Source organism: Granulicatella sp. 572.rep1_STHE (assembly GCF_001073445.1).
In the GTDB taxonomy this organism is placed as follows: domain Bacteria; phylum Bacillota; class Bacilli; order Lactobacillales; family Aerococcaceae; genus Granulicatella; species Granulicatella adiacens.
The window spans coordinates 1-19,081 of record NZ_JVBO01000027.1; the positions used below are offsets into that span (position 1 = coordinate 1).

The window sequence follows — 19,081 nt, forward strand, 5'->3', positions numbered from 1 at the left end:
GTCAAGAAGACCGTGCGGACTAACCTCGAAAGGCTTGAGCCTATGCCTTTTCGAACTCAACTACAGGATGCGAGAAAAGGCGCTTATAGGCGATGACGGTTCGCAGGTTGGCCGTAAGCGGTCAAGAAGACCGTGCGGACTAACCTCGAAAGGCTTGAGCCTATGCCTTTTCGAACTCAACTAAAAACAGGAAGTGAGGGCGAGTGGTCAGCTTTCGACCCTTTACCGAAATTAACGCAAGCGTCCGATAAGGACGTGCGGATAATTGTCGGAAAGGAACGCGAAAGCTACGAGCCTGAACTCAACTAAACAGGATGTGAAGCAGAAAGACAGAAGCAAAGAATATTCTCACAGTGTGAGAATATTCTGCTTCGTAGTCTTTCGTTCGCACAGTTTATTAGACTTTCTTGAATCACGAGTGATGAAAAGAAAGTCAATAAACCACTGCGCCTAAGTCATGTCACACCCCATTGAATGCACTAAAAAATTATCATATATGATAATTCACGCATTTGTTAATTTCACTATACATATTTTATTTTTATCAATTTAACAACATTATTTTAAGAAAAAGGAGACTTCTATGACGCAAATTCTAGATGGGAAAGCATTAGCTGGAAAAATAAGAGAAGGACTAAAACAGGAAGTACAACAACTTTCTAAGAGTGGAGTAACTCCTTCACTAACGGTCATTCTTGTTGGAGAAGACCCAGCTAGTCAAGTGTACGTACGTAACAAAGAACGTGCGGCAACAGAAGTAGGCATTCATTCAAATGTGATTCGCCTCGCTGAAGAAACAACACAAGAAGAACTATTAGAATACGTGAATACACTGAACCTTGACGATAGCGTTCACGGTATTTTGGTGCAATTGCCCTTGCCAAAACACATCGATACAGAAGAGGTCTTAGAAGCGATTGTTCCTGAAAAAGATGTGGACGGGTTCCATCCAGTGAACTTAGGAAAGTTACTGCAAAAGGATGAATCAATTGTTCCCTGTACACCACAAGGGATTATGGAATTTTTCAAAGAATACAATATTGACCTTGTTGGAAAAGAGATGGTCATTATTGGCCAAAGTACGATTGTCGGCCGTCCAATGGCGCTTTTAGGATTGAATCATGGAGCGACCGTTACCGTTTGCCATAGTCGTACGAAAGATTTAGAGCAAGTGGCTAAACGCGCTGATATTTTGATTAGTGCAGTAGGGAAAGCAGGTCTTGTTACAAAAGACTTTGTGAAAGAAGGGGCTGTTGTCATAGATGTCGGCATTAACCGTAATGAAGCTGGAAAACTCTGCGGAGATGTTGATTTTGAAGAAGTGGCGCCACTCACAAGTGCTATTACACCAGTACCTGGCGGGGTTGGTCCAATGACCATTGCGATGTTACTAGCTCAAACCGTAAAAAATGCTAAAAGTAAGAAGGAGTAGGACATGGAACAAGAATATTTAACCGTCACCGCGTTGACAAAGTATATTAAAACTAAATTTGACCGTGATCCGCACTTAGACCGCGTTTATTTGACGGGAGAAATTTCGAACTTTAATAAAAATAGTGTGCATAAGTATTTCAACTTGAAGGATGAAAATGCCATTATCGCTGCGACCATGTTCCAAGGCGCTTATAAGAAAATTCAATTCCAACCTGAAGAAGGAATGAAAGTTCTTGTGATTGGTCGTGTTACGGTCTATGAGAAATCTGGTAAATACCAAATGATTATCGAGCACATGGAACCAGATGGTGTAGGGGCTCTTTATCAAGCCTATGAACAGTTGAAGAAAAAATTAACTGAAGAAGGAGTTTTTTCTGGACCGAAGAAACCAATTCCTGTATTCCCAAGGAAGATTGCGATTTTAACGAGTGATACAGGTGCTGTTATTCGAGATATTCAAACAACAGTTGCTCGTCGTTTTCCAATCGCTCAACTCGTGTTATATCCAACTGTGGTACAAGGAGTACACGCTGTTCCAAGCATTCTTAAAAATTTAGACTTAGTAGAACAATCGGATGCAGATGTGGTTATCATTGGTCGTGGTGGAGGTTCCATCGAAGATTTATGGGCCTTTAACGAAGAACCGGTTGTAAGACGTGTTGCTTCATTCGCTCTTCCAATCATTTCAAGTGTGGGGCATGAAACAGATACGACTTTAACAGACTTTTCCGCTGACCAACGTGCAGCTACACCGACTGCTGCAGCAGAACTCGCAACGCCGGTACTCAATGATATTCATTTAACACTTGGAAACTTGACTGGCCGCTTGCAAACAACAATGCTTACTCAATTGAACACTCGTAAAGAGTTATTAAGTAAACTAGAAAAGTCTGGTATTTTTGTAAAACCAGAACGAATGTATGAAGTCTATGCACAGCAAGTGGATCAATTGCAATTGAAGTTGATGCAAGGGATGCAACAAAGACTTCATTTGGCAAAACAACAGTCGATGCAATTTACGCACCGTCTGCAATTAGTGTCTCCAGAACAATTATTAATTCAACAAAAGCAAAAACTCGAATGGTTGCAAAAGCAATTACTTGATAGCAATCAAAACTACTTGCAGGATAAGCAAATTAGGTTCCAACAATTAGTAGAGAAATTAGATTTACTCAGCCCATTAAAAATCATGACACGTGGATATGGTATTGTGTTTAAAAATGGAACAATCGTAAATTCGGTAGAACAAATTGAAAATAATGAAGAAATAGAGATTCGTTTAAGTGATGGTCTTGTAAATGCGACCGTTAATGAAAAGAACAAGGAGAGTTTATAATGGCGAAGAAAACATTAAAATTTGAAGAAGCAATGTCTGCATTAGAACAAATCGTAAGACAATTAGAAAGTGGAAATGTTCCACTTGATGAAGCATTAGATAAATTTAAAGAAGGAATGGAACTTAGTCAATTTTGTAATGAAACATTAACAAAAGCAGAAGAAACAGTTCGCGCAATGATTACAGTGAATGCAGAAGGAAAAGAGGCATAATCCTATGGTGAAGTCTGTCATTCAACAACTTCAACAAGATGTAGCCAATCACTTAACAAAGCTTATTGAAGAAAGACCAACAGAAGCTCGCCTAAAAGAAGCCATGCTTTATGTGGTACAGTCCGGTGGGAAACGCATTAGACCGCTCTTAACGCTTGCAGTTGGTTCTGCTGGAACAGCGACAAATAAAGCTGCGTTAGACTTAGCATGTGCCTTAGAGATGATTCATACGTATTCCCTTATTCATGATGACTTACCTGGAATGGACGATGATGATTTACGTCGCGGTTGTCCAACCGTGCATAAGGCGTTTGATGAAGCCACTGCGATTTTAGCAGGCGATGCATTACTGACATTAGCATTCGAAGTGGCTTCAAATACTGACTTAGATGCGAGTCAGTTAGTGGAAGCCGTGAAGATTTTATCGAGTGCTTCTGGTATGAGTGGCATGATTTCTGGCCAAATGAAAGATATTGCTAGTGAAGAAGTGACGATTACTCTCGAACAAATGAAAGAAATCCATCGTGAGAAAACAGGAGGATTGTTATTAGCTGCTGTTCGTCTTGGGAATCTCTTTTTATCTGATGAAACTCAGAAAGAAGCTTTTGTCTCTTATGCAACTCACTTTGGCCTAGCATTCCAAATTCAAAACGACTTACAAGATGTATGTTGGACAAGTGAACAAACTGGGAAAGAAACAGGTAAGGATTCAGAATTAAGTAAAAATACGTATCCGAGTCTCTTAGGAGTAGAAGGCGCAAAAGAAGCCCTTTCAACTGAAATTGCCTTTTGTAAGAGTGCTTTGGATGAAGTAGATGATACTTTAGAGAACGAACAAACTAAGGATCTTCTCATTGAGTTTTTAACGTATTTAGAAATATAGGAGTAAAAAATGGAAAAAGAACGTGTGGATATTCTGGTCGTCCAACAAGGGTTGACGGATTCTAGAGAAAAAGCAAAACGTCTTGTTATGGCAGGACAGATTGTGGATGCAGTGAATCATAACCGATACGATAAACCAGGGGAAAAAATTCCTGTGACGAGTTCATTGATGATTAAAGGCGAACCATTAAAATATGTCTCTCGTGGTGGCTTGAAATTAGAAAAAGCCTTAAAAGAATTTGATGTCAGTGTCGATGGAAAGATTTTACTTGATATTGGTGCTTCTACGGGTGGTTTTACAGATGCGGCCTTACAAAATGGCGCCAAACAAAGTTATGCGCTCGATGTGGGGTATAACCAATTAGATTATAAACTTCGCCAAGATGAGCGTGTTGTTGTGATGGAGCGAATGAATTTCCGTTTCGCAACACCAGATGATTTCACAAAAGGGCAACCAGATGTGGCATCCATCGACGTATCATTTATCTCATTGAAACTGATTTTACCGCCATTAAAACCAATTCTAAAAGAAGGCGGCGACATGCTTGTGTTGATTAAACCACAATTCGAAGCAGGTCGTGAGCGCATCGGAAAAAAAGGGATTGTGAGTGATCCAAAAGTACACGAAGATGTATTAGTGGATATTTTAAGCTTCAGTGAACAAATTGGATTTACTGTTGAAAAAGTAACGTATTCACCAATCACTGGTGGAAGTGGGAATATTGAATTTTTAGCGCATTTGAAAAATACGGCTCCAAGCAAAGTTCGTTCGTTTGAAGAACTTGCTCGTGAGACAGTTAAAGAAGCGCAACGATTAAAAAAGTAAAGGGTGACGAACTTGATTCAAGAGATTTACATTAAAAATTTTGCCATTATCGAAGAAGTTCAGTGTACGTTTGAAAAAGGAATGACGGTTTTAACCGGGGAAACAGGCGCTGGGAAATCGATTATTATTGATGCAGTTGGCCTATTAATCGGTGAACGTGCGTCTCTGGAAATGATTCGTTATGGTGAAGAAAAGTCATTGATTCAAGGTGTTTTCCGAATTGAGGATCCTTCCGTTGTTGAAAAGCTGCAAGAATTCGGTGTTGAAGTCGTTGAAGATGAATTAATGATTCAACGCGAATTATTGCAAAATGGAAAATCAAACTGCCGTATTAATGGACAGTTAGCTACAGTAGCGCTCCTCAAACAAATCGGACCTTATTTAATCGATATCCATGGCCAAAATGAGCATTTCTTATTATTAAACGAAGAGAAACACTTAGGGCTATTAGATGAGTTCGCACACCATCAAATGGGCGATTTAATAGTTGAATATGACGAGGCATACGCCAAAGTGGTTGCTGCCAAACAAGAGCTTAGAGCCTTGCAAACAGCAGAAAAAGAAGACGCACAACGCGTAGATATGTTGAAATTCCAATTGCAAGAAATTGAAGAAGCTAATATTTATGTGGGTGAAGAAGAACAATTAAGCGAAGAAAAAGAATACTTCACACATTTCCAAAAAATCCAAACGGCACTTCAAACAGCTCTGGCTTCTCTTGAAGGGGAAGAATATTCAAGCGTCGATGCCATCGGAGAAGCGACACGTGAAGTAGAAAGCCTAGAATCTATTTCAACAAGCTTTAAGACCCTTTCTACGCAAATGAGCGAGGCTTACTATCAACTGCAAGATGCTGCAAGTGCGATTCGTCATGAAATCGAAAATGCTGAATTTGACGAAGAACGTCTGGCCTTTATTGAAGAACGTCTCGATGTTTACTATCAATTAAAACGTAAATACGGGGATGATGCAGAAGAAATTTTAGCCTTCCAAGATAAAGCAAGAGATGCATTGAATAAGATTGAAAATAAAGAGGCTTTAATCGCTGAAACTGAAAAAGTGTTGAAACAGGCTACTCTTGAAGCCTTTAGAATTGCAGAGAAGATTTCAAGTATTCGTCGTGAAGTAGCTAAACGTTTAGAAGCAGATATTGTGGGCGAATTGCACGGACTCTACATGGAGAATGCGCAGTTTGCCATTCAATTTGAGACTTCAGAAGGCTTACTTGAAACAGGGATTGACCTTGTTGAGTTTTATATTTCAACGAACAAAGGAGAACCATTGAAGCCTCTTAGCAAAATTGTTTCTGGTGGGGAGTTGTCGCGGATTACATTAGCGATGAAGTCCATCTTCACGAAAGAACAACTCGTTGGAACAATTATTTTTGACGAAGTGGATACAGGAGTCAGCGGGCGTGTGGCGCAGGCCATTGCTTCTAAGATGCACTACATTTCTGAATATGCCCAAGTGTTGAGTATTACGCATTTACCACAAGTAGCCAGTATGGCGGATACGCATATTCATATTGAAAAAGTTGAAGAAGGGGAACGTACGCATACGATTCTGAAAGTGATGGATGAAGTAGAACGGACAGAAGAAATCGCACGTATGCTTTCAGGTACGACGATTACAGCATTAACACTTGAAAATGCAAAAGAATTATTACAAATTTCAAAGGCAATTAAACAGGAAAATGATACACGAGCAGAAGGTGAACGCAAATGACAAAAATCTTTGCACATAGAGGGAGTAAAGGAACTCATCCAGAAAACACACTTGCTTCATTTAAAGAAGCGGTGAGTGTAGGAAGTGATGGCATTGAACTCGATGTCCATCTAACAAAGGATGGACAGTTAGTGGTGATTCATGATGAAACGGTTGACCGTACAACCAATGGTACTGGTGAAATCAGAAGCTTAACGCTAGCAGAAATTAAAGCAATGGATGCAGGAAGTTGGTTTAAGAACGATTTTGCAGGCGAGAAGATTCCAACACTAGAAGAAGTACTTCACTTATTAAAAGAATTGAACTTTAACGGACAATTAAATATCGAGCTAAAAACAGATATTATTCAATATGAAGGACTTGTTGAGAAATGTCTCGCTCTCCAAGTTACAGAGTCTTGGCCATTTGCAATTGTCTATTCTAGCTTTAACCCATATACATTAGTTGAGCTCAAAAAACTAAATCCAACTCAAGAAATTGGGCTTCTATTTGAGTCAGTCGAGTGGGCGAATAAGGGGGATGCTATGCTTGAAAAAGAAGCATATCATCCGGATTTGAAGTTGCTCGATTGGACGCTTGAATGGAATACGAATCAATTACCTTTACGTGTATGGACTGTGAATGAAGATAAAGACATGAATCGTTGCTTTGAATTACAGATTGAAGCCATTTTTACGGACTATCCGCAAAAGGCGTTACAATTAAAGGAGAACTATGAGCGATAAGCTACCAAAAATTATTATAATTGTGGGACCAACTGCGGTAGGAAAAACAACTCTCAGTATTGAACTTGCAAAACAGTTCAATGGCGAAATCATTAATGGAGACTCGCTTCAAGTGTATAAAGGGCTTGATATTGGGACTGCAAAAGTTACTGAGAAAGAAAAAGAAGGCGTTTGTCATCACTTACTAGACATTTGTGAGTGGGATGAACCTTTTACTGCGAGTGACTTTAAAGAGAAGGCAGAAGCAGCTATTGCAGACATTACGACTCGCGGGAAGCTACCGATTATCGTTGGTGGAACAGGACTCTATATTGAAGGACTTTTATATGGATTTCATTATAGTGGCGAGGGTTCGAATGATCCGGACTATCGTTTACTAAAAGAAAAAGAGCTAGAAGAAAAAGGTTCTGAAGTTCTTTGGAATGAATTAAATGGAGTAGATCCAGAAGCCGCTGCAAAGATTTCGGTCAATAATCCTAGACGCGTGATTCGTGCGCTAGAAGTGATTCATGCAACAGGTAAGAAGTTTTCCAGCTTAGAAATTCAAAAGACACCGCACTATGATGCGTTTATTATTGGATTAAATGCAGACCGAGCGCTTCTTTATGAGCGTATTAATTTGCGTGTAGAACTGATGTCACAGACTGGTCTTGAAGAAGAAGCTAGAGAGTTATATGAAAAATCAAAAGGTCTAGATATCCAATCGATTAGTGGAATTGGGTATAAGGAATGGATTCCATATTTTGAAGGGAAACAGTCGCGTGAGGGAATTATTGCGACCATTCAACAGAATTCAAGACGATACGCCAAACGTCAATTAACGTGGTTTAGAAATCGACTACCACAAATTCGTTGGGTGAATTTATTGGAGAATCCAAAAGATAAAGAAGAACTATTAGAAGAGTTAACAGCTTTTGTAGAGGAGGGATAGAATGGAACAAAGAGAACGCGTATTAATTGTAAGTGTGCAAACAACGCAAACAGATGAGGATTTCGCCTATGCGAACCAAGAGCTTGCGCAATTAGTTGATACAGCGCAGGGGGAAGTGGTTGCTACTTTGACCCAAAAACGCGAGTCGATTAGTGGACGTACCCTCGTTGGAAAAGGGAAAGTTGAAGAAATCAGTCATCTAGTCGATGAACTAGAAGTAGACCTAGTTGTATTCTATCAATCGCTCACAGGGTCGATGGTGAAAAATCTCAATGAAACAATTAATTGTCGTATTATTGACCGTGTACAATTGATTCTCGATATTTTTGCAATGCGTGCTCGTTCTAAAGAAGGGAAACTTCAAGTGCAGCTTGCGCAATTAAACTATTTACTCCCTCGTCTTTCAGGACAGCGAGAAGGTTTATCTCGTCAAGGTGGGGGAATCGGTACTCGTGGTCCTGGGGAAACTCGCTTAGAAACAGATAGACGTTATATTCGTAAACAAATACAAGACATCGAGGAACAGTTAGAACAAATCAAGAAACACCGTGAACGTTCACGTGAGAAAAGAAAGAGTTCGAATGGATTCCAACTTGGATTAATTGGATATACGAATGCTGGAAAGTCTACGATTTTAAATCAATTAACACAGGCAGGAACCTATCAAATGGATCAATTGTTTGCGACTCTTGATCCACTAACAAGACAGGTGGACTTGTTCCCGAATTTTGAAGTGACTTTAACGGATACGGTAGGATTTATCCAAGAACTGCCAACGACATTGATTCATGCTTTTGAATCGACGCTTGAAGAGAGTGCGGATGTTGATTTATTAGTGAATGTGGTGGATGCGTCAAATGCCCAGTTCTCCCTTCATGAAAAGACGGTAACGGATTTAGTGAACGATTTGGAAATGCAAGAAATCCCGATGGTAACAGTCTATAATAAGACAGATTTGATTGAGGCAGTATTTCAACCAAACCTTTATCCATCAATTCAAATTTCTGCAGTCAATGGTACAGATGTAGAACGATTAAAAGCATTTTTAAAAGAACAAGTCAAAGCGCAAATGACGTACTATGAAGAGTGGCTAGACGTGACGGAGACGAAAGAGTTAAATCAGCTTCAACAACGTACCCTCGTAGAATCATTAAATTATGACGAAGAAAAAAATCAATATTGTGTCAAAGGCTATCGTAAATAATATTCATAAAGCGGCTTGAACCTATGAATCAAGCCGTTTTATTGTGGAGTACATTTGTAATCCAACCCTAAAACTCGTATAATGTTAAAGATAAGGATTTTTTCAGGAGGCCATCATGAAGGAGATACAAACACTCTCAAAAATTTTAAAAGAGAAGTTCGATATTTCATTTAAGAACGAGGCATTGCTTATGGAAGCGATGACTCACTCTTCGTATGCCAATGAGCATAAAGAGATGAAGGGAATCTATAACGAGCGTATTGAGTTTCTAGGAGATGCTGTTTTAGAATTAACAATTTCTGATTGGCTCTTTCGACAATTTCCACACTTCCAAGAAGGGCAATTAACGAAACTACGAGCTCAAATCGTTTGCGAGGATAGCTTATCATTGCTTGCGAAGGAATGTTCTTTGAATGAGTATTTGCTGCTTGGAAAAGGAGAAACGCTGAGTGGTGGACGTGAGAAGCCAGCTATTTTATGTGACGTGTTCGAGGCCTTTATCGGCGCTCTATATCTTGATAAAGGTATGGATGAAGTTCAACGATTCTTAGACCAAGTGATTGTTCCTAAGATTAAAAATGGACGTTATGAATTGATTACCGATTTTAAAACAGAACTACAAGAATACTTGCAACAAAATGGTCCGGTATACATCCGTTATGAATTAGTTAAAGAAGAAGGGCCTTCGCACGATAAAATTTTTACCGTTCAATTAATTGTGGATGGAAAAAAATACAAGACTGCGAGTGGCAAGACGAAGAAAGCAGCCGAGCAAATGGCCGCAAAATTGACTATGGAAGAACTAACACAGAGTTCACTTTCATAGAAAGAAAGGATTAAAGCATGCAATTAGAAAAAATTGAAATGTCGGGATTTAAATCATTTGCCGATAAGACAACAATTGAATTCGATAAAGGCGTGACTGCGGTTGTAGGACCTAATGGTAGTGGAAAGTCCAATCTTTCTGAAGCGATTAAGTGGGTTCTTGGGGAACAATCGGCTAAGAGTTTACGTGGGAAACGGATGGATGACGTCATTTTTGCAGGTTCTCAAACAAGAAAACCAGTGAATATTGCTGAAGTTAATCTATATATCAACAATGAAGACAAGGTGTTGGCAACCGATCAAACACAAGTCGTGTTAACGCGTCGTTTGAATCGTAATGGTGCAAGTGATTTCTTAATTAACAAGAAACCTGTTCGTTTAAAAGATATTACGGACTTAATGATGGACTCAGGTTTAGGAAAAGACTCGTTTGCTTTGATTTCTCAAGGGAAGGTTGAGCAAATCTTTAACGAAAAGCCTGAAGAACGTCGAATGATTATCGAAGAAGCGGCTGGAGTATTAAAATACAAAGACCGCAAGAACCAAGCACAACGTAAATTAAATCAAACACAAGATCACTTGAATCGTGTAGAAGATATCCTTCATGAGATTGAAGGGCAATTAGCACCACTGGAAGAGCAACGTGAAAAAGCGATTGCTTACGTTTCTAAGAAAGAACAGCTAGAAGATGTGGAAACCGCCCTTTTAGCAGTTGAAATTGAAACATTAAATGGTCAGTGGAAAGTAGCTCTGCAAGAAGTAGAGCAACTTCAAGAGCAATTAGCGCAAACGGAGGCCACATTAGAAAGTCTTCAAGTGGACATCGAGGCAAATCAAGTAAAACTTGAAGCTCGTAACGAAGAACTCGATGCAAAGCAAGAAGAATACGTAGAATTAATCCAAAAAGTCGAACAATTGGATGGTCAACGTAAAGTCTTCGAGCAACGTCGCCAATTTGCAGAACGTAGTGATGAAGAAAATCAAGAAGCACTAGCTGCTGCTCTTCGTGAGTTAGAAGAAGTGGAAGAAAAATTAGCTCTTCTTGAAAAGAATCAAGTAGAACGTAAGGTTGAATTAAAGAACGTAGAAGAGGCTTGGAGCCAATTAGTCGAAGAATTAGACCAATTAAGTCAAAGTAATGAAGAAAGCGTTAAAGAGCTTCAAAATCGTTATATTGAGCAGTTACAAGAAATTTCACGTTTACTAAACCAAGAGAAGAACCTTGAGAAGTCTATGGAAGTAAACCAAAACACTCAAGAAAAAATGACAGAGCGTTTTGATTCCTTTGATGAAGAACATCGAGCTTTAGAAGAAAAAGCAAATCAATTCATTGAAAAGATTGAAGAACTCACAAAAGAAAAAGCAAGTTCTGAAAAACAGCTTCTAGATCTAAAAGAAAAATTATCAAAAATCAATGAGCGACACTCTATTCTTTCTAATGAAGGGATGGAAAAGGAACGTCATCTTCAACAATTACAAGCGACCATTCGAAGCTTGAAACAAGTATCTGAAGATTATGCTGGTTACTATCAAGGCGTTCGTGAAGTTTTAAAGCATAAATCAGATTTGCCAGGTGTTGTCAATTCAGTAGCAGAACTCATTCGTGTAGATGAACAATTAACGACAGCCATCGATATCGCGCTGGGAGCGACGAGCCAACATATCGTTGTAACGGATGAGAAGGCTGCTGCCAAAGCAATCACGTATTTGAAGACGAATCGTCTAGGTCGTGCAACGTTTTTACCTTTATCGATTATTAAAGAAAAACAGGTACCAGACTCAGTTTTGAACCAAGCTAAAAAAGTGGACGGCTTTATTGGTATTGCAATTGAACTTGTATCAACAGAACAAAAATTCGCTTCGATTATTAAGAACTTACTAGGAACAACGCTTGTAACAACAAACTTGCAAGTAGCGCAACTATTAGCGAAACAACTCGGTTACCGCTATCGTATTGTCTCACTTGAAGGAGATGTCGTAAACGCAGGTGGTTCGATGACAGGGGGAGCTTCTAAGAACTCTGGTCAACAATCACTCGTTCGACGTAACAGTCAACTAGAAACAGTGACGAAGCAATTTGAAGAAGCAAAGGCTGAATACGAAAAATTGTCAGCACAGTTCCAAAAAGTGACAGCTGAAAAGAACAAGCTAGAAGAAGAGTATCGCGAATTAAATGCGAGTCATATTCAATTGGAACAAACCCTCAATCAACTAGAATTCCAATCAAGATTTGCGCTTGAAGAAGTTCAAAAACACGAACGTATTCAACAAGCAAATCAATTTGAAATGGATGAACTCATTGAAGCATATGAGCAATTAGAAGAGCAATACGTTGAAAACCATGAAAAATTGGTGGCCCTTCAAAAAGCAAATGCATCCTTGAAAAAAGAATTGGATTACCTTCAATTATCGAATGAAGATAAGACCCATCAAATTCAAGAAAAACAAAAAGAATTGCAAGAACTTGGTACGAATCGTGCTCGTGTACAAGAGCAATTTAACCAAGAAAAACGTGAAATTCATCAAACGAAACTTCAAAAAACTCGTTTAGAAGATCAAATTGAATTATTACATTCTAAGAAATCGGAACAGTCTCGTAATCAAGAGGAAGATGAGGCGATTTACGCGAAGATTCAAGAAGAGTTTGATGCGTTAAAAGGTCAAGTGGATGAATTAGATACACTGATTAAGGAATTACGTGAGGAGCGTTCAGCACTAGAAATTCATGTAAAACAATCAGAAGCTGCTAGAACACAAGCGCAACATCAATTACAAGATCAGTTGAAGAATCAAACACGATTAGAAACGAAAGCGAATCGTTTCGAAATTTCAATTGACCAAAAATTGACGTACTTGAGTGAAGAATACGAATTAACGTTTGAAGCAGCGATTGCCAAAACAACACTTGATATGTCGATTGAAGAAGCTTCAAAACTCGTTCGTAGCCTAAAACAACAAATCGAACAAATGGGTGCAGTAAACTTGTTGGCGATTGAAGAGTTTGAAGCGGTACAAGAACGATTTACATTCTTAACAGCGCAACAACAAGATTTACTAGAAGCTAAACAGACGCTGGAAGAAACCATTACGGAAATGGACGAAGAAGTAACGACACGCTTCAAGACAACCTTTGATGCCGTAAGTACTCAATTTGAGCGTACATTCCCACGCTTATTTGGCGGTGGACGTGCAACGCTTGAGTTAACTGATTCGGATAACTTACTGGAAACAGGGATTGAGATTATTGCTCAACCACCTGGTAAAAAGCTTCAATCACTCAGCTTACTTTCTGGTGGAGAACGTGCCTTCACAGCGATTGCATTACTCTTTGCAATCTTAGAAGTGAAGCCAGTTCCATTCTGCTTACTCGACGAGGTTGAAGCCGCACTGGATGAAGCAAACGTAGCGCGTTACGGTCGTTACTTAAAAGAATTTACAAACCGTACGCAATTCATCGTGATTACGCACCGTCGTGGTACGATGGAAGAAGCCGATGTATTGTATGGAGTAACCATGCAAGAATCTGGGGTATCAAAACTTGCATCCGTTAAGTTTGAAGACTTTGACGAATTAGAAGAAGTGAAATAAGAGTAAGAGGTAGCCCATACGCGCTACCTCTTATTTTATAATACGAATGGCTTATTTTATGGTATACTATAAGAGATACGTTCAATGTGCGTATAATGAAAGCAGAAATGCTTAAAGGAGTTTTATAGTTGATTAAATTAATTGCACTAGATGGTGCTATTTCTAAAGTCATACAATATTAAGGAGTGTTAGCCCTTATTTAGGGGCTTTTTTGATTTATACGTATTAAATTTTAATTTGAATCACAGAAATTTGTGAAGTGTTCTTTTTAATGTTTGTGTTTCTTAGACAGCGTAAATGATTCTGTAAATATGTGTATTGACAAAATTATCGGAGTTGTTTAGGATTAAATTGAAAGTTAACTATTTTTTTGTTGTTTTTTGTGAAAAACGAAACTTGTATTATTGAATTTAAATTTTCTAAATTAGAGAGGCTGGAATCAGAATGTTTCGATACTTAAGATTCATACTAGTAGGTAATAAGCGAATATTTATATGTGCTGTGTTATTTTTAGCTTTACTATCTCTTGATGGAATTGGTGCGCCGTATTTTTTAGGGAAATTTACAGATTATATGAACAAAAGTGATTTTGATAGCAGTATACATACAGTATTTTTATGGCTGATTTTTTTACTGTTAATTGTTTTATCACAATTTCTATTTAGTTTCTTTAAAGGAAAGTTTATTCAAAATGTAAATTATCAGTTAAAAAATATACATGCAGTAAATTCTGTTAGAAAAGAGAATTTACAGCAATCACCAAGTTCTTACATAACTAGTATTACTATTGAAGTCCAGCAAATTGAACAAAAATTTATCAATAATGTATTTACTATGATTTTGTGTACACTTCAAGGTGTTGTTACATTTATATTTTTGATGAATATCAATATGTTAGTGGGTTTACTTTTTGTTAGTTTGGGAGCTATACCTGCTCTAATTCCTAAGTTAACTAAAAAATGGTTAAAGAAAGGAACTATACGTTGGCAAGAAGCCAATGATCAATATATAGGATTTTTAACAGATTTTTTAGAGGCACGCCCGTTGATGAAAAGATTTGGTGTGGTAAATAATGTACTAAAAAAGTTGAATGAGAAGTTAGGAGTATCTGAAAAAAATTATTTTAAGATGGATTTTAATCAGAATATCGCTAATACCGTTATTAGTTTACTATATGTGTGCTCATTATTGATAGCATTAATGCTGGGAATAAGTTCTGTTCAAAATGGATATATGACAGTAGGGAGTTTGCTTACTATTTATATGGCAGCTGATAGGGTTGTATCTCCATTAATAACTGTTGCTTCTACATATAATGTGATTCAATCAATTGATCCAGTATTGAATAAAGTGCTAACTCTTAATAGTAAAGCCGAAGAATATGAGCAACTGCTAGAGTTACCAACAAATACAGAAGTTATCTTAGAATTTAAACAAGCTACAGTAGGATATCAAGATAATGAATTGATTAAAAATATTGATTTTTCACTTGGAAGTTATGATAAGATATTATTCAAAGCACCTTCAGGTTCAGGAAAGAGTACTTTTTTAAAAACTATTTTAGGGGAAACGAAGATATTATCTGGTACTATCAATTATGGGCAAGAAAAAGGAATTGAACTTTTTTCTGTTGTTTCTCAAAAACCATTTATCTTTGACGAAACATTGCTGTTTAATCTGACGTTTGATAGTCCAATAGATGAAAGTAGAGTCATTGAAATTTTAAGAAGAGTAGGAATGAAACATTTAGCAACAAAAGAGATGTTACATACTAAAATGGATAAACAATTACATTCTCTGTCTGGTGGAGAATTAAAACGGTTAGAGTTAGCAAGAGCATTATTATTTGAAAAACCATGCTTACTTGTTGACGAAGCTTTATCAGGGCTGGATGATGAGAGTTCAAAAATTTTGAATGATTTGATAAAAACTTATTCTGGAGCAGTTATTGATATAGAACATCACATTTCAGAGGAAATGATGGTTGGATATGATAAAATCATTACTATCAAGGACAATCATCTAGTTATAAATAAGATGTTAGTAGAGTAATTAATAGTTAAATAGTGTAATTAGATAATTTTTGTGATTGGAAGAACGGATTTTATTGCATACAAAAATCCTAATGATGATCAAATGGTTCTATAATTTATAGGGTTGGTGAATTTTCTCCATCAACCTTATAAATTATAGAACCAATAAGAGGTGGGCAATAGAGTCTACCTCTTATTTTTTTAATACGAATGGCTTGTTTCGTGGTATACTATATGAGATACGTTCAATGAGCGTATTGTGTTTAACCATTCTCCAATAAAACTACCTATTGTGGAAGAAAATGATATACTATTATTTCCAGAATACGGAGCTTATACACTTTCAAATTATCGTAGTTTTCAATTAAAAAAAAGACTACGAGAATATTTTTTTGAAGATGGGATTATTAAAGAATAAAGAGGTGAGATAATGCTTCGTTTGATGCATGTTTACAAAAGCTATGTAGATTCAGATAAACAATTAAATAAAACGTGGATAGAAAGAATTTTCAGTGAAAAAGCGAAAAAAAAGGTTATTAGTGACTTGAATCTCGAAATTCACCAGGGCGAAATTGTCGGTTATATTGGTGAAAATGGAGCAGGAAAGTCTACGACTATAAAAATGATATTAGGAATTATCCCAGCTGATTCGGGAGAAGTGACAGTTTTTGGGAGAAAATCTTTTAATAATCGTAGAAGAAACGCAAAGGATATTGGTGTTTTGTTCGGACAGAAATCTCATTTATGGTGGGATTTACCACTTATTGATTCATTTAATTTTTTACAAAAAATCTATTCAAAAACTTCCAAGCAGGATATGGAGTGGCTGAAATGGTTAATGAGTGAATTAGAAGTGGATGATTATGTAGATCAACCAGTGAGAGAATTGTCACTTGGTCAGAGAATGCGTGGTGAATTCATTTGTGCATTGATTCATTCTCCAAAGCTCGTGATTTTAGATGAACCAACAATTGGAATTGATGTTCAGACAAAGAAAAAAATGATGGAAATGATTTTAAAAATTAATGAACAAAAAAATACAACTTTTATGATTACAAGTCATGATTTTCAAGAAATCGAAAAAGTTAGTCAAAAAATCATTATTTTGGATAAGGGAGAGAATGCTTATCAAGGTTCGATAGAAGATTTTAAGAACCAATATAGTTTTCTAAAAAAGATAATGTTGGAACATGAACAAGGAAAGGCTATAAAAGTGACTCATCCAAATATTAAAGAGTTGGCAAGGAACATTACTTCAACCGAGTTCTTTTTTGATACACGTAACTTATCCGAGGAGCATGCAATTGCTTTCTTTAAAAAAGAATATTCTTCGAATAATGTAGAAGTTTCTAACTTGAGTCTGTCTGAATTAATGACTGTGAAGAAGGTGTTGAAATGAGAGGGCTATGGGCCTATACTGCCTATCAATATCAATCGAATAAGAAATACCAAATGAATAATATGATGACGATTTTGAGCACATTTATTGCTGTTTCTATTCAATACTATATTTGGTTATTTGTGGAAAAAACGAACGGTATTAGAACTGAACAGATTATAATTTATACAATGTTTGCATTGACCTTGTCTAGTGTATTGCCAATGTTTTCTGCAGCAGATTTTATGAATCGAATTATTTTAAAAGGAACGATTGCAAACTATTTACAACGACCGCAACTTCCATTCTTTGTGAATGTAGCTGTTCAATTAGGAAACACTTGGTATAAGATTGTCTATCGCATTATTCCTATTTGGGTGATTTATATATTCTTTTTTAGAATTAATATCTTAGAAGAAATGGATAGCTTATTTTGGGCTTTATTATCATTAACGCTCAGTTGGATATTAGCCATGATTCTAGGACATGTGATAGGTTTGTTTTCCACATTCTTAATGAGCATCAATGGAACAAAAAGTTTATTGTCAGGTTGTTTATTATTATTTGGTGGAGGAGTTCTTCCAATTGATATTTACCCAGAGTTTTTACGTAAATTCGTACTAAAATTACCTTTTGTAGCGATTCAGTATTTTCCTAGTGCTATGTTAAGTGGTAGCCAATTGTTTTATTACGAAGATGCAATTTTTGTTCAACTTTTTTGGATTGTAGTCTTTTTTGCACTACTGCTTTTGGTACAACAACGAACTTATTTCAAACTAGAAATAATGGGAGGGTAGTATTTTGTTTTACAAAATGAAGTTATATCATAAGATTTATGCAGCATTTATAAAAATGGATATAAAAAGAATTAAGATGTATCCAATAGACTTTCTGTTAGGAAATATGGGATTTTTTCTTGAGACTATTTCAACATTATTTGTCTTGTATATTATTGTCTCTACAACCGGTATTTTAGGTGAATTTAGCGGTTACCAAGTGTTATTTTTCTATGCTTTTATAATGTTAGTGAATGCAGTTTGGGAGATTTTTTTGTGACTGTCTTGGAAGTTCCTTATCTGATTCAAACAGGAGAACTTGATATTTTTTTGGTAAGACCTTTAAATGTTTTATTTCAATTTGTGATTTTTCAACTGGATGAAGAATCGGTATTAGAGGCATTGGTTGCGTTGCTACTGTTAATAGTATCAATTTGTCAGCTACCGACTTTATGGACTTTAACTTTTTTTGTGAAGTTAGTGCTCTTTATTGTATCTTCAATTCTTGTCAAGTATGCAGTGTATTTACTATTGAGTTGTACGGCTTTTTGGTGGGTATCCAATGATGGACTAAAAAGCATTTTTTGGGAAGTTTCTCAACTTGGAAATTATCCATTGTCGATTTATCCGAATTGGTTGAAGACATTACTTGTGGTAATTCCATTTGGTTTTATTGGGTATTTTCCTGTTAGAGAGTTATTACTTCATACAAAGCAACTTTCTTTAGAAACTTTGATGAATGTATCTTCAGGACCAGTTCTATTGATTCTGATTTATCATATTTTCTGGAAAAATGGATTAAAAAAATACCAAAGTATTGGTGGATAGTGATTTTGATGATTATTTGTGCTCTTTGACTAATCCTAGTATTGAGTCCCTCAAAAGTAAAATTTGGTTTTCCGATAAATCTTGTTACCAATAATTTTATACAAACTTCATCAGTGATTAATGAAATGATTCATCGAAGAAAAACAAAGAAGCTATATCCCTGTGATATGTACCCAGAATCCTGGACACATTTTTAAATTAAGCTGAACACATGGATGTTTCCCTGTATAGAACAGGGGGCATCCATTTTGTTTTTTCTTGAATTCTTTTGTTATTGTAATAATCTATATATTCTTCCACAGCCGTTTGAAATTCCTTAAAGGTAGAATATTCCATTTCAAAACCATAGAACATCTCGTTCTTCATTCTGGCGAAAAA

The 19,081-nt window shown here is 36.7% G+C and carries 17 protein-coding genes; 16 read left to right on the plus strand and 1 reads right to left on the minus strand.

Annotated features, from left to right (window positions below; translation table 11 throughout):
* Window positions 1–583: 583 nt before the first annotated feature.
* The 16 genes from folD to ADH99_RS06410 all read left to right on the plus strand — a co-directional run bounded on the left by folD (window position 584) and on the right by ADH99_RS06410 (window position 18,703).
* Complete coding sequence (gene folD, locus ADH99_RS06335) at window positions 584–1,432, plus strand: bifunctional methylenetetrahydrofolate dehydrogenase/methenyltetrahydrofolate cyclohydrolase FolD (RefSeq protein ID WP_049554737.1); 849 nt, start codon at window positions 584–586, stop codon at window positions 1,430–1,432.
* 3 nt (window positions 1,433–1,435) lie between these two features.
* Window positions 1,436–2,770: an exodeoxyribonuclease VII large subunit gene (gene xseA, locus ADH99_RS06340; RefSeq protein ID WP_049554738.1), complete on the plus strand. Its 1,335-nt coding sequence runs from the start codon at window positions 1,436–1,438 to the stop codon at window positions 2,768–2,770.
* Window positions 2,770–2,982: an exodeoxyribonuclease VII small subunit gene (gene xseB / locus ADH99_RS06345; RefSeq protein ID WP_005605298.1), complete on the plus strand. Its 213-nt coding sequence runs from the start codon at window positions 2,770–2,772 to the stop codon at window positions 2,980–2,982. Before xseA ends, xseB begins: the two co-directional genes overlap by 1 nt.
* 4 nt (window positions 2,983–2,986) lie before the next feature.
* The gene (locus ADH99_RS06350) at window positions 2,987–3,865 is read left to right on the plus strand and encodes a polyprenyl synthetase family protein (protein ID WP_244266361.1); all 879 of its coding nucleotides are present in this window, start codon (window positions 2,987–2,989) and stop codon (window positions 3,863–3,865) included.
* Window positions 3,866–3,874: 9 nt separating this feature from the next.
* Entirely contained in the window at window positions 3,875–4,690 is an 816-nt protein-coding gene (locus ADH99_RS06355) for a TlyA family RNA methyltransferase (RefSeq protein ID WP_049554740.1), read from the plus strand.
* A gap of 3 nt (window positions 4,691–4,693) precedes the next feature.
* On the plus strand, window positions 4,694–6,415 hold the full coding sequence (gene recN / locus ADH99_RS06360) for a DNA repair protein RecN (protein ID WP_049554741.1): 1,722 nt from the start codon (window positions 4,694–4,696) through the stop codon (window positions 6,413–6,415).
* Window positions 6,412–7,140, plus strand: coding sequence for a glycerophosphodiester phosphodiesterase (locus tag ADH99_RS06365; RefSeq protein WP_049554742.1), 729 nt, complete (start codon window positions 6,412–6,414; stop codon window positions 7,138–7,140). Before recN ends, ADH99_RS06365 begins: the two co-directional genes overlap by 4 nt.
* Entirely contained in the window at window positions 7,130–8,071 is a 942-nt protein-coding gene (gene miaA / locus ADH99_RS06370; RefSeq protein ID WP_049554743.1) for a tRNA (adenosine(37)-N6)-dimethylallyltransferase MiaA, read from the plus strand. The genes ADH99_RS06365 and miaA overlap by 11 nt, the downstream gene beginning before the upstream one ends.
* A gap of 1 nt (window position 8,072) precedes the next feature.
* Window positions 8,073–9,275, plus strand: coding sequence for a GTPase HflX (gene hflX, locus ADH99_RS06375; protein ID WP_049554744.1), 1,203 nt, complete (start codon window positions 8,073–8,075; stop codon window positions 9,273–9,275).
* Window positions 9,276–9,390: 115 nt separating this feature from the next.
* Window positions 9,391–10,101: a ribonuclease III gene (rnc, locus tag ADH99_RS06380; protein ID WP_049554745.1), complete on the plus strand. Its 711-nt coding sequence runs from the start codon at window positions 9,391–9,393 to the stop codon at window positions 10,099–10,101.
* Window positions 10,102–10,118: 17 nt separating this feature from the next.
* On the plus strand, window positions 10,119–13,688 hold the full coding sequence (gene smc / locus ADH99_RS06385; protein ID WP_049554746.1) for a chromosome segregation protein SMC: 3,570 nt from the start codon (window positions 10,119–10,121) through the stop codon (window positions 13,686–13,688).
* Window positions 13,689–14,132: 444 nt separating this feature from the next.
* The gene (locus ADH99_RS06390) at window positions 14,133–15,740 is read left to right on the plus strand and encodes an ABC transporter ATP-binding protein (protein ID WP_049554747.1); all 1,608 of its coding nucleotides are present in this window, start codon (window positions 14,133–14,135) and stop codon (window positions 15,738–15,740) included.
* A gap of 411 nt (window positions 15,741–16,151) precedes the next feature.
* Window positions 16,152–17,120 carry an ATP-binding cassette domain-containing protein gene (locus tag ADH99_RS06395; protein ID WP_049554748.1) on the plus strand — a complete coding sequence of 323 codons (969 nt, stop codon included), beginning with the start codon at window positions 16,152–16,154 and terminating at the stop codon, window positions 17,118–17,120.
* Entirely contained in the window at window positions 17,117–17,896 is a 780-nt protein-coding gene (locus ADH99_RS06400) for a hypothetical protein (protein ID WP_049554749.1), read from the plus strand. Before ADH99_RS06395 ends, ADH99_RS06400 begins: the two co-directional genes overlap by 4 nt.
* Window positions 17,897–17,900: 4 nt before the next feature.
* Window positions 17,901–18,155 carry a hypothetical protein gene (locus ADH99_RS10320; RefSeq protein ID WP_049554750.1) on the plus strand — a complete coding sequence of 85 codons (255 nt, stop codon included), beginning with the start codon at window positions 17,901–17,903 and terminating at the stop codon, window positions 18,153–18,155.
* Window positions 18,152–18,703: an ABC-2 family transporter protein gene (locus ADH99_RS06410; protein WP_049554751.1), complete on the plus strand. Its 552-nt coding sequence runs from the start codon at window positions 18,152–18,154 to the stop codon at window positions 18,701–18,703. Before ADH99_RS10320 ends, ADH99_RS06410 begins: the two co-directional genes overlap by 4 nt.
* A gap of 198 nt (window positions 18,704–18,901) precedes the next feature.
* On the opposite strand, the gene ADH99_RS10325 is transcribed toward ADH99_RS06410, so the two are convergent.
* Window positions 18,902–19,081, minus strand: a 180-nt coding sequence (locus ADH99_RS10325) for an IS3 family transposase (RefSeq protein ID WP_049555912.1), incomplete at its 5' end; no start/stop codon positions are given.